We start from the raw sequence: 11,393 nt of genomic DNA, 5'->3' as shown, positions 1-11,393 counted from the left end.
CCCCTGCTACCACTTCTGATGTACATGCGGCTTGATGGACTTTTCGTAAAGTGCGGTAATTTTTGCCAGTGTTTCAACCGGCAGGGCAGTAATATCACCGGCGCTGGCATTGCCGTTTGCCTGTGCCTCATTGCGCGCGCCGGGAATAACGACGGAAACCGCCTTCTGTTCCAGAATCCAGCGCAGTGCGAACTGCACCATGGAAACACCCTGAGGCACCAGCGGCTTCAACTCTTCGACAGCGGCAAGCGCTACGTCGAACGGCACACCGGCAAAGGTTTCGCCCACATCGAAGGCCTCGCCATTGCGGTTGAAATTGCGATGATCCTCCTTGGCGAACACGGTCTGCGCATTGAGCTTGCCGGTGAGCAGACCCGAGGCTAGCGGCACGCGTACGATGACGCCGACATTCTTCTTGGCGGCTTCCTGCAGGAAGAGATCATGCGGACGCTGGCGGAAGATATTGTAGATGATCTGGATGGTGGCAACGCCGGGATATTCGATTGCCTTCAACGCTTCCTCGACCTTTTCGACCGACACTCCGTAATGGCGGATCTTGCCCTTAGCCTTCAGGGCGTCGAGCGCTTCAAACACATCAGGACGATAATAAACTTCTGTCGGCGGACAATGCAGTTGCACGAGATCCAGTGTTTCGACTTCGAGGTTCTTCAGGCTGCGGTCAACAAACGCTTCCAGATTCTGTGCATTGTAGCCATCGGCCACATGCGGATTGAGCCTGCGGCCAGCTTTGGTCGCAACTGTCGGGCGCGTACCACCACGTGCTTTCAGCACATCGGCAATGATGCGTTCCGAACGGCCATCGCCATAGACATCAGCGGTGTCGATGAAGGTAACACCTGCATCCAGAGCGGCATTCAACGCCTTCTTGCCATCATCTTCGGAAACGTCACCCCAGGAGCCGCCGATCTGCCACGCACCGAAGCCAATTTCTGAAATCTCGTAGCCAGTGCGTCCCAAAATTCTGGTTTTCATAACAATGTTTCCCTGTCGCGGCGGCCGAACTGGCGGCATAGTGGAATCGGATATTATCTGTTCCTCTATGCGGCCTTGTGACAGAGATCAACGCGTACCGTCTCAGGCTGCACATTTCATAGAATTTTAATAAATTGAAACGCTGAATGAATGACCCGTTCTGTGCGTGTTCAGCTTGAAAAGCATAGCTTCGCGTCAGTTAAACGGGGTATCTGTCATGCTTGTACAGCGTCTTGGCATCATCTTTTGCATTTTCCTGGCCTTTGCCGTGTCCTTCGGCAGCTTTGTAAACTACACCGCAAAGTCGGGACGCTTTGCGCATCTGGCCTATCAGGGCAAGGTCGTGCCCGATATCAACAGGAACTAGGCTGTAAGACTGGAAATTTTACCGTTTGCACTTTTCCGCCTTGTCCAGACGCTGCAGCAAATCGACAAACTGCGAGGACATCTCCTTGTCGGCCGGAGAGGGCTCAGAAGACTGTACAGCTTTGCGAAACTCCTGCCGTGCAAGCTGTGCGCGAACAATTGTTGCCACGGGCGGACGTGATAGTCTTTGTTTTACAGTCATGAACGTCCCATCCATTTCTGGAGCAAGATCGTATTCACCCGCATCTGAGCCGGTGAATATTGAACCTTCAAACGGTATGCTTTCCTGCACCTGCCCTGCCGGCTTTCTCAAAACGTATCGTTGAGACATAACGGGCCGGGGCAACATTCGTTTCAAATTTTACGCTCCCATGGTCAACAAAACCTAAAGAGCCTTAGCAACGCGCCCTGAGACCAGAAAATCTGGGTTCAATCGATATTTTTCTGTTCCGACCGGAACCCGAACGGCGTCCCCGCGTTTTCCTGAAAACCCCAAAAGGATGCGCCATGCTGATCCGTGTCGGATATGAAATTGCTATCAAATGCAACGAACCAACCCCTATGACGACATACCTCAATCTGGAGTCGGACAGGCTGTCCGACATTGTTTGCGAGCGCGGTCCGACGGCATTACCTGCCGCCAAGCTTGAAAACTTCAAAGATCTTTTCGGGAATAATTGTCTGCGGCTGCTGGCCCCGGCCGGCAACCTGTCATTGAAATATGATGCTGTCGTCGAAGATGACGGCTTGCCTGATCCTGTGGATCAAAATGCGCAGGAACACACCGTGGATAAGCTGCCGACCGAGTGTCTGGCATTTCTTTCAGCCAGCCGTTATTGCGAAACCGATGAGCTCAGCAATCTCGCGTGGAGCCTGTTCGGGCATGTCAAACCCGGCTGGAGCCGCGTTCAGGCCATCTGCGATTATGTCAATCAAAGGCTGACCTTTAGCTATGGCTTTGCCCGCTCCACCCGCACTGCGGCGCAGGCGCACGAAGAACGTGTCGGCGTGTGCCGCGACTTTGCACATCTGGCAGTTGCCTTCTGCCGCTGCATGAATATCCCGGCGCGATACGTCAACGGCTACATGGGTGATATCGGCATTCCGGCTGACGCAGCACCAATGGATTTCAACGCCTGGTTCGAGGTCTATCTCGGTGGAAAATGGCATACATTCGACGCCCGTCACAACCAGCGCCGCATCGGCCGTATTGTGGTGGCGCGCGGCAGAGATGCTGCCGATATCCCGCTGATCCATACTTTTGGTCCGCATGAACTGACCAATTTCAAGGTCTGGACATTCGAGGAGACCGATCCATCCTTTTCAAGCCAACGCTTTGAAAAGATTTCACTTATGACCCCATGGTTCAGCCAGAGATGGTCGCGTCTCTCGCGAAACATACAAGCGCGCACGGATTCTGAATCCGCTCTGTAAATGATCGAATCGGCTGCCCCTCAATATTGGCAGCCGGCTCATGTTGCATGGGCGATATTGCCACATTCTCCCCGTTGGCGATGGTATGTGCACTGCGGTAAGCCATTTCAAAATAGGCGAAAATCATTTTGGTTTGCCAAGCCACAATTGACCGGTTAGCCTTTTTGACAGCGGGATTTTCATTCGATTCAGGGAAGGAATATTCCCCCATGCCTTTTACCAAGCCTCCCGAACCCATCTATTCAAATGACGATTGGGACCTCATGCAAGCGGCCTACGACAGGGCGGCGGCGACCCTTCTGGTGAAATCCAGCACGGATGAAGAGGCAAAAATCATTGCTGATACGGTGATGACTGCCTTCAATCGCGGCAATCGCAGTGTCAACTCTCTTGCAGCTCTCGCGGTGATCACGGCTTTGAATTCGCACCCGGCTGTGGCTGGCACAGATACCGAGCCGGGCGCCGAAAAACGCTACGCTTGAATTACCGGAGAAAGCTGTCCCGGAAAAGCCTGTTCAGGTCGTGGATCACACGCGCCGCCTCATGACTTCCCTGCAACCCGGCATTGATACGGTCCGAGCCTGATTGCTGAAAAGCCATATAGCCATCGTGGCGCGGGCGCACCCAAGCCGTCTCCAGTGTCTTGCGTGTTGCCATATAGAAATTTGATGTGGCTGCGTTAACGGCTATATCTTCCCATGCATCCGCATGGCCAGGCTGCCCGCCGGCTTGCGCATAGGAGCTGCGCTGCACATCGCCGCTGGCAATCCAGTAAGCAAAGTCGATGGCGGCTCTGCGGTTTGCGGAAAAGGCCGAAACGGCAATCCCCGTACCGCCAAGCGCAGAGCCAATCGGACCGCTGCTGCCGGCAACCGGTATATCGGCAAAAGCAATAATGTTTGGGCGGAAACCCTTGATGGCATAGTTGACATAACCGTAGATCAAAGGTGCACAGGCCACTTTTGATCCGGCTTCAGCCATTTTCTCAAGCACGGCAATCGGGTCCATATCAAAACAGCCGGGATCAACAAGGTGCGCAATTTCGCACATCATTTCAAAGGCCCGGATGCCATTTTCTCCGTCGATCAAATCGCCCGGTTCTGTTGCGCATGGCGAACCAAGATTGCCGCTCAAAGTGTAGAAAGTCATCAGCGTATGCGGTGGCCGCAACGGCAGAAGCACTCTTCCGTCGCGTGCCAGAGCCAGCATGTCGGCCCATGTCTCAGGCGCCTGTTCGAGCAGGTCAGGACGCCATGCACAGACCTGCGTTGCCGTATCGATGGGAAACGCCCATTGATGCCCCTGCCAGTCATAGCTTGGATAGGATCGGCCGACGCTGCCTTTGCGCAACGACTCCCGCTCAGCTTCCCGCCCGGCAATATCCAGCGGTGCGAGGCAGTTTTCAGCCGTGATCTGCCCGACATGCGGATGATCAATAACGATGAGATCGTAGGCCCGAGCCAATTCTTCAACGGAGAACGATTCAAAGTCCTGCAGCGAGCGTTTGTCCCATTCAATGGTGATGCCCGTCTTGCCGTGCCAGAGTTTCGAGCAGGCCACCATCGGGTCGTAGCCGCGGGGATGGCTCCACGTCATACCTTTCAGCGTGATGTTGCTCACAGACCAAACTCCTTGCGGATGGCAGCGCTGTGTTCGCCAATACGTGGCGCAGCACGGTCGAACCTAGCCCGCTTGCCGTTGACCCGGATGGGCGAGCGTGTCGTCAGAATGGACACATCGTCCTCCCGCTCGACGGTCTGCAGCATGTCGAGAACTTTGAAGCCCTCGCTCGCCATCAACTCTTCCCAGTTCAAAACCTTGGCGCACCAGATATCGGCAGGCTCAAGGATTGCCAGCCAGTCATCCGTGTCTTGCGTCGCAAGTTTATCCGCGATGATCCGCTTGATCTCGTCCCGCGCGGTGAACCAGCTTGCCGGCGTACCGCGGTAGGGTGCGAGTGCATCAAGGCCAAGAAGATCAGCCAATTTGGGCAGCGGCGTCATTGCGAGAGCAAGATAATTATCCTTGGTCGGATAGACGCCATAAGGCGCCGATAGATAGGCATGGGCGCTGCGGAAGTCCGAACGCTTGGGCAGCCGCCGGCCATCATTCAAATGTGTGGTCAGCACCTCGAACTGGAAATCGATGAGTGATTCCAGCAGGCTCGTCTCGATATGGCTGCCGGTACCGCTAATTCCCCGCCGCACCAGCGCCGCCAGAATGCCCTGCACCGTTGCTGCACCTGCCAGCATATCGGCAACCGCAAGGCCGAAGGGAACAGGCCCCTGACTTTCATCGCCGTTCAACCACATCAGACCGGAGCGTGATTGCGCCAGCAAATCCTGGCCGGGACGACCAACCCACGGCCCCTCTTCGCCGTAACCGCTGATACCGGCATAGACGAGGCGCGGGTTGATGACTTTGACTGCCTCATAATCGAGTCCGAGGCGCTTGATGACACCCGGACGAAAATTCTGGATCAGCACATCAGCCTTGCCAAGCAGCGTGCGCAGCGAAGCCAGATCATCAGGGCTTTTCAGATCAATGGCCAGACTTTCCTTGGCGCGATTGATTGCATGAAAAATTGTCGAGTCGCCGCCGATTTCCGTATCGCTGAGATAAAGCCGCCGGGAAAGATCGCCGCCATCCGGGCGCTCGATCTTGATAACACGCGCGCCGAGATCCATCAGGCGCAGCGACGCATAGGGGCCCGACAGAAACTGGCTCATATCAACAACAAGCAGGCCGGCAAGCGGCAGATCGGCATTCTCGGTGGTCATTATTTCTCGGTCTTTCCAATAAAATCGGCGGGGTTCTGGTATTTCACCGTCTGCAGGTGTTCGCAGTAGAGAACGAGCTCGCCCTCATTCTTGAACACCTCGTAGCTCGCACGGATCAGCCCCAATTCCTTGTAGCGCGGGCGCTTATCCAGATTGGTGCGGATGGTGTAGATCGTGTCGTTGAGAAAGACCGGCTTGATGAAACGCAACTTGTCATAGCCATAGGAAAACGCATTGACGCAGTTGGTAGCGACAAGGCCAAGACCGGCGGAAAATACAAAGGCGCCCGCCACCAGCCGCTTGCCGAAAATGCCCTCGCTTTCAGCGAACATCTGATCCTGCACATAGGGATGGATATCCGTCACCAGCATATTGAACATATGGCTGTCGCTTTCGGCGATCGTGCGCCGCAGCGAGCGGATTTTCTGGCCGACCGGCCAGTCCTCATAGAACCAGTTTTCAGAATTCCACACGGGCAGAGCGGCGTGACTGGCAGGCATGTTTTTCGGATGGGTCGATGACACACCGACGGTAGGCGCAACCTCGCTCATCGCTGCACCAGCGCGCCATCTTTATCCCTACGGCAACTGGCTGTTTGCCATGGAGCATGGCGCATAGGTTTCATTGCACTTTCTCCCGCATCTTCTTTTGTGAATAATATTTTCACATATGGGTATGGCTGACAAGCCATAAAACGCAGGAAAATGTACTGCAATGCAAAAAGCCCGGCGGTCTGTTCAACCGCCGGGCCCGTTCAACCAGTATGTGCAACATTGATTGTTCAACGCATAACGACGCCTTTGCCCGACAAACGCTCCCGGTCATGGGGACGGTCGAAATCAATCAACGGACCAGCGGGCACGATGCCTGTCGGATTGACCGAGGCGATGGAATAATAGCCCGCCTTGATCTGATCGATCCTTACCGTCTCGCGGACATTTTCAAACTGATAGAGTTCACGGAGATAGTTGGAGAGGTGGTGATAGTCTTCCAGTCTTCGGATGTTGCACTTGAACACGCCATTATAGGCGGCATCAAACCGCACCAGCGTGACGAACAGACGCCAGTCCGCCTCCGTTATGTATTGCCCAGCGATATAACGGTGATCGGCCAGATGCGCCTCAACCCCGTCAAGCGCCGCAAAGACATCACGCACAGCCGCATCGTAGCTCGCCTGTGTCTTGGCAAAACCGGCGCGATAGACGCCGTTGTTGATATTGTCATATACAAACGTATTCCAGCGATCGATCTCGGTATGCAGCCTTTCGGGGTAGAAGTCGCGGCGATCCCCTGTCAGTTCATCAAAGGCCGAATTCAGGATGCGGATAATATCGGCAGACTCATTGTTGACGATCTGCCCTTCTTGCTTATCCCACAGGACAGGCACGGAGACCTTGCCTGTATAGGTCGGCAGGCTCGCGGTATAAAGCTGGTGCAGATAATGGATCGGCGGCGCCTTGGGACCCGCATCAACCAGATTGGGGAATGTCCAGCCATTCTCGCCCAGCACCGGTTCCGACACGGCAATGCTGACGACATTTTCCAGCCCCTTGAGATTACGGAAGATGAGCGTGCGCGAGGCCCACGGGCAGAGATACGAAACGAAAAGCTGGTAACGTCCAGCCTCCGCCTTAAATGTCGGCGTGCCTTCCTTGTCGAGCACACCATCCGGAGTAATCCAGTTGCGAAACCGCGTTGGCTCGCGATGAAAGGCGCCATCTTTCATTTCACTGGCGGCGACATCGCCCTTGATCCATTGTCCGTTGACGAGTGCTGGCATCGTGCGTTTCCTGAGTTTTTCTTGAGCATCAGGATCGCATTTCATGGATCGTTTTCATACCATCCATGCTTTGACAGACTGTATTTGCACCCGCGACAATCGCTATCCGGTGACAGCACCTTCGCTGGCAGATTTGGCCAGTTTGGCGAATTTTGCCAGCACGCCGCGCGTGTAACGCGGAGCTGGCTGTTGCCATGCCTTGCGCCGTTCTTCGAGTTCCGCATCACTGACTTCGAGCTGCAGCAATTGCTTGTGAGCGTCGATCGTGATCGTGTCTCCCTCTTTCACCAGCGCGATGGTGCCGCCTTCGAAAGCTTCCGGGGTTACATGGCCAACAACCATGCCCCAAGTGCCGCCGGAGAACCGCCCATCAGTGATGAAACCGACGCTTTCACCAAGTCCGCGACCGATGATCGCCGATGTCGGTGCCAGCATTTCTGGCATGCCGGGTCCGCCTTTCGGTCCGAGATAGCGCAATACAAGTACATCGCCCGGCCTGATTTTATCGGAGAGAATAGCGTCCATAGCCGACTGCTCATCGTCGAACACCCGCGCGAGCCCTTGAATGACCGGATTTTTCAGGCCGGTGATCTTGGCGACAGCACCACCGCTTGCCAGATTGCCCTTGAGGATCGCCAGATGGCCTTCCTTGTAGAGTGCCTTGTCGATGGGGCGGATGATGTTCTGATCTGCAGGCGGCGCATCCGGCACATGGGCCAGTTCCTCGGCCAGCGTGCGACCGGTGATGGTCAGGCAGTCGCCATGCAGCAGCCCGGCATTCAACAGGATTTTCAGCACCTGCGGGATACCACCAACCTGATGCAGATCGACCGCCATGTATTGGCCGGACGGGCGAAGATTGCAGATAACAGGAACCTTGCGGCGCACGCGCTCGAAATCATCCAGCGTCCACTCGACTTCAGCCGCATGGGCAATGGCAAGAAAATGCAACACGCCATTGGTCGAGCCGCCCGTCGCCATGATCAGCGAGACGGCATTCTCAATAGATTTGCGGGTGATAATATCGCGGGGTCGAATGTTGTTACGCACAGCTTCCACGAGCACGCGGGCAGACTCTGCAGTGCTGTCGACTTTTTCAGTATCGGGATTGGCCATGGTCGAAGACGACATCAGCGACATACCGAGTGCCTCAAACGAGGAACTCATGGTGTTTGCGGTATACATGCCACCGCAGGATCCGGTGGAGGGACAGGCGTGACGCTCGATACCTTCGAAATCCTCCTTGCTCATCTTGCCCGCCATGAAGGAGCCGACAGCCTCAAAGGATGAGACAATGGAGAGGTCCTTGCCTTTCCACTTGCCCGGTTTGATCGTGCCGCCATAGACGTAGATCGCCGGAACGTTGGTGCGGGCAATCGCCATCATGCCGCCAGGCATGTTCTTGTCACAGCCGCCAAGCACCAGAACACCATCCATCCATTGGCCGTTGACGCAGGTCTCGATGCAATCGGCAATCACTTCGCGGGAGATGAGCGAATATTTCATGCCCTCGGTGCCCATGGCCATGCCATCGGAAATGGTCGGGGTGCCGAAGATCTGCGGATTGCCGCCTGCTGCCCTGACAGCGGCAACCGCCGCATCGGCCAATGGCTGCAAGCCGGCATTACAAGGCGTGATGGTGGAATGGCCATTGGCAATGCCGATCATCGGTTTGTCGAAATCCGCCTTCTCATAACCGAGAGCATAATACATCGCCCGGTTGGGGGAGCGTGCAACACCTTGGGTGATATGTTTCGACCGTTCATTGGCTGCCATGGCTGTTCCTCCACGATGACGTGTTTGATCCGGTTATTGGACCTTATTCTTAGGCTAGAACATTTCCAAACAACTAGGAAACATATAATTCATGCTTGATTAGGTGCTTTTTCATATTACAAATAAAGACATGGACCTGCGTCAGTTGCGCTACTTTATCACTGTTGCCGAGGAACTGCATTTCGGCCGTGCAGCGGAAAGGCTGGGTATGACCCAGCCGCCGTTGAGCCAAACCATTCAGGCGCTGGAAGAAGAAATTGGCGTCCAGCTGTTTGCCCGCACCAAACGCAGCGTTGCCTTGACGCCCGCCGGCGAACAATGGCGCGATCACGTGCAAAAATTGCTGGATGACGCGGCCACCCTGTCCGGTATCGCCCGCCGCCTGGCGCGCGGTGCCATCGGCACCTTGAAACTCGCATTTGTCAGCACCGCCGATTACAGCCTGCTGCCGGATTTGCTGGGCCGCTACAAGAACGACTATCCCGATGTGGAAATCACCCTGCAGGAGGCAACCAGCGATCTGCAGATCGAGACACTCTTAAGCGGTGATATTCATGCGGGGCTGATCATCCCGCCGCCACAGGCGACGCTGCACGCCTCGCTGACATATCTGCCCTTGCTGCGGGAAAAGCTGGTGGCAGCCGTTCCGGACGAATGGATAAGATCCGGCCGTCTTGCTGTTTCCGGCGATACATTCGATATCAAATCCGCTTTGACCGAGCCGCTTATCATATTTCCGCGCCGCAGCGCCCCGGCTTTCCATGACGTGATCACCGGATTTTATCTGCAGAATGGTGCCGTACCCGCCATCGGACAGGAAGCCATCCAGATGCAAACGATTATCAGCCTGATTTCCGCTGGTATGGGCATCGCGCTGGTGCCGGAATCCCTGCAAAAGCTTGGCCGCGCCGGTGTGCGCTATCTGAAATTGGCAGATGCGCCGCCTTGCATCGAAACGGGGCTTGTTTGGCGCCGCGATGATCTATCGCCGACGCTGGAGCATTTCATACAAGTTGCATCAGAATTCAGCGGATTGCCTTGACCAGATCCTCGTCCGGAAAACACGTGGCGGCCATACCCTGTTTGGCCTGCCAATCGCCAATGGAGCGTCGGGTCTTGAAGCCCGGAAAACCATCCGCGCCACCAGCGTCATAGCCCTTCTTCTCCAACGCTTTCTGCAAACCGGCAATGTCTGAGCGGTAGAGACCGCCGACGTCGCCCCAACCAACAGAAAAGCCCTTCGCACCGCTGCCTATGCGATCACCCACATGGCTGATGAACAGCGCGTAGAGATCGCTCATATTGTATTCCTTGATCACATAGAAGTTTTTGGTCACGACAAAAGCTGGGCCGTGCCGCCCCGCCGGCATCAGCAGAAAGCCTTCCCGGTTTGTCTCATCTGCCGGGAACGGCTTGCCGTTGACCCTGGCAATGCCCAACTTGGCCCATGCGGCAAACGGCTTGCCCCGATCAGGGCCTTCCAGCGAACAGCTGACGCTTTGCGGAACAGAAACTTCATAGCCCCAGTCACGGCCGCGCTGCCAGCCAAATTGCGCGAGGTAATGCCCGATCGAACCCAGCGTATCGGGAACAGAATTCCAGATGTCACGCTTGCCGTCGCCATCAAAATCCACTGCATGTTCAAGAAATGAGGTCGGCATGAACTGCGGCTGACCAAGTGCGCCTGCCCATGAGCTTTTCATGGTGCCAACGCCGATATAGCCCTTTTCGACAATCTCGAGCGCTGCAACAAGTTCCTTGCGAAACATTTCCTTGCGCGTTGCCATGAAGGCCTTGGTGCCAAGAACGGTAAAGGCATTGTTGGGAATCTTGACACTGCCATAGCCGCTCTCACGGCCCCAGATCGCCAGGACAATTGGACCCGGCACGCCATATTTCGCTTCGACCGCCTTGAGAATCTTGGCATATTGCCCTGCCCGCGCAGCACCGCCTGACGTCACCGCATTGATCGTTTTGTCGTTGAAATATTTACCGGGAGAACCGAACTCAGACTGCGTCTGCGCCTTCGGCGTCTGCGGTTTTTCACCAGGCATGACGAGATCCGGCAGATCAAAATTCAACGTGACGCCCGCAAAAGCCTGATCGAATGTCGCCTTGGATATACCTTTGGCCTTGGCTTCGGGCCACAGATCATTGGCGAGCCAGGTTTTGAACTGGGCGTCAACTTCCGGTTTCGAAGCGGCAAGGGCAGCATGTGCGGAGAGGAAGATCGAGACCAAAGCCCAGAGGGCCAGTTTCATGGA

At 55.6% G+C, this 11,393-nt stretch carries 12 protein-coding genes; 4 read left to right on the top strand and 8 right to left on the bottom strand.

Annotated features, from left to right (window positions below):
• Window positions 1–6: 6 nt before the first annotated feature.
• Window positions 7–993, bottom strand: coding sequence for an aldo/keto reductase (locus HB779_RS07775; protein WP_188345160.1), 987 nt, complete (start codon window positions 991–993; stop codon window positions 7–9).
• 217 nt (window positions 994–1,210) lie between these two features.
• Here HB779_RS07775 and HB779_RS07770 point away from each other — a divergent pair, with 217 nt between their 5' ends.
• Complete coding sequence (locus tag HB779_RS07770; protein ID WP_188345159.1) at window positions 1,211–1,360, top strand: hypothetical protein; 150 nt, start codon at window positions 1,211–1,213, stop codon at window positions 1,358–1,360.
• Window positions 1,361–1,378: 18 nt separating this feature from the next.
• Here HB779_RS07770 and HB779_RS07765 read toward each other — a convergent pair whose 3' ends face one another.
• Window positions 1,379–1,717, bottom strand: coding sequence for a hypothetical protein (locus HB779_RS07765; RefSeq protein WP_188345158.1), 339 nt, complete (start codon window positions 1,715–1,717; stop codon window positions 1,379–1,381).
• A gap of 149 nt (window positions 1,718–1,866) precedes the next feature.
• Here HB779_RS07765 and HB779_RS07760 point away from each other — a divergent pair, with 149 nt between their 5' ends.
• Both HB779_RS07760 and HB779_RS07755 read left to right on the top strand, forming a co-directional pair.
• A complete protein-coding gene (locus tag HB779_RS07760) occupies window positions 1,867–2,793 on the top strand; it encodes a transglutaminase family protein (RefSeq protein ID WP_188345157.1) in 927 nt (308 codons plus the stop codon).
• Between the two features lie 209 nt (window positions 2,794–3,002).
• Window positions 3,003–3,275 (top strand): hypothetical protein, encoded by a 273-nt coding sequence (locus HB779_RS07755; protein WP_188345156.1) that lies wholly within the window; start codon window positions 3,003–3,005, stop codon window positions 3,273–3,275.
• A 1-nt stretch (window position 3,276) separates the two neighbouring features.
• Here HB779_RS07755 and HB779_RS07750 read toward each other — a convergent pair whose 3' ends face one another.
• From HB779_RS07750 to ilvD, 5 genes are all read right to left on the bottom strand, one after another.
• Window positions 3,277–4,389, bottom strand: a complete 1,113-nt coding sequence (locus HB779_RS07750; protein ID WP_188345831.1) for an ABC transporter substrate-binding protein — start codon at window positions 4,387–4,389, stop codon at window positions 3,277–3,279.
• 20 nt (window positions 4,390–4,409) lie between these two features.
• Complete coding sequence (locus tag HB779_RS07745) at window positions 4,410–5,573, bottom strand: CaiB/BaiF CoA-transferase family protein (RefSeq protein ID WP_188345155.1); 1,164 nt, start codon at window positions 5,571–5,573, stop codon at window positions 4,410–4,412.
• Window positions 5,573–6,124, bottom strand: coding sequence for a MaoC family dehydratase (locus HB779_RS07740; RefSeq protein WP_188345154.1), 552 nt, complete (start codon window positions 6,122–6,124; stop codon window positions 5,573–5,575). The genes HB779_RS07745 and HB779_RS07740 overlap by 1 nt, the downstream gene beginning before the upstream one ends.
• A gap of 230 nt (window positions 6,125–6,354) precedes the next feature.
• Window positions 6,355–7,353, bottom strand: a complete 999-nt coding sequence (locus tag HB779_RS07735; protein WP_188345153.1) for a glutathione S-transferase family protein — start codon at window positions 7,351–7,353, stop codon at window positions 6,355–6,357.
• A gap of 102 nt (window positions 7,354–7,455) precedes the next feature.
• A complete protein-coding gene (gene ilvD / locus HB779_RS07730; RefSeq protein ID WP_188345152.1) occupies window positions 7,456–9,129 on the bottom strand; it encodes a dihydroxy-acid dehydratase in 1,674 nt (557 codons plus the stop codon).
• Window positions 9,130–9,259: 130 nt separating this feature from the next.
• Between ilvD and HB779_RS07725 the strand changes: the two genes are divergently transcribed.
• Entirely contained in the window at window positions 9,260–10,171 is a 912-nt protein-coding gene (locus HB779_RS07725) for a LysR family transcriptional regulator (RefSeq protein WP_188345151.1), read from the top strand.
• Here the strand turns inward: HB779_RS07725 and HB779_RS07720 are convergent.
• Complete coding sequence (locus HB779_RS07720; RefSeq protein ID WP_188345830.1) at window positions 10,155–11,390, bottom strand: lytic murein transglycosylase; 1,236 nt, start codon at window positions 11,388–11,390, stop codon at window positions 10,155–10,157. The two genes, HB779_RS07725 and HB779_RS07720, sit on opposite strands and share 17 nt — an antisense overlap.
• Window positions 11,391–11,393: the final 3 nt, after the last annotated feature.

This window comes from Phyllobacterium sp. 628 (assembly GCF_014189505.1).
Classification (GTDB): Bacteria; Pseudomonadota; Alphaproteobacteria; order Rhizobiales; family Rhizobiaceae; genus Phyllobacterium.
This window is presented reverse-complemented; position numbering and strand designations above follow the sequence as displayed.

Bases quoted from the DNA above. Each gene is read 5' to 3' on its own strand.
- HB779_RS07775 (WP_188345160.1), bottom strand. From the start codon at position 993: ATGAAAACCAGAATTTTGGGACGCACTGGCTACGAGATTTCAGAAATT.
- HB779_RS07770 (WP_188345159.1), top strand. From the start codon at position 1,211: ATGCTTGTACAGCGTCTTGGCATCATCTTTTGCATTTTCCTGGCCTTT.
- HB779_RS07760 (WP_188345157.1), top strand. From the start codon at position 1,867: ATGCTGATCCGTGTCGGATATGAAATTGCTATCAAATGCAACGAACCA.
- HB779_RS07755 (WP_188345156.1), top strand. From the start codon at position 3,003: ATGCCTTTTACCAAGCCTCCCGAACCCATCTATTCAAATGACGATTGG.
- HB779_RS07750 (WP_188345831.1), bottom strand. From the start codon at position 4,389: ATGACGTGGAGCCATCCCCGCGGCTACGACCCGATGGTGGCCTGCTCG.
- HB779_RS07745 (WP_188345155.1), bottom strand. From the start codon at position 5,573: ATGACCACCGAGAATGCCGATCTGCCGCTTGCCGGCCTGCTTGTTGTT.
- HB779_RS07740 (WP_188345154.1), bottom strand. From the start codon at position 6,124: ATGAGCGAGGTTGCGCCTACCGTCGGTGTGTCATCGACCCATCCGAAA.
- HB779_RS07735 (WP_188345153.1), bottom strand. From the start codon at position 7,353: ATGCCAGCACTCGTCAACGGACAATGGATCAAGGGCGATGTCGCCGCC.
- ilvD (WP_188345152.1), bottom strand. From the start codon at position 9,129: ATGGCAGCCAATGAACGGTCGAAACATATCACCCAAGGTGTTGCACGC.
- HB779_RS07725 (WP_188345151.1), top strand. From the start codon at position 9,260: ATGGACCTGCGTCAGTTGCGCTACTTTATCACTGTTGCCGAGGAACTG.
- HB779_RS07720 (WP_188345830.1), bottom strand. From the start codon at position 11,390: ATGAAACTGGCCCTCTGGGCTTTGGTCTCGATCTTCCTCTCCGCACAT.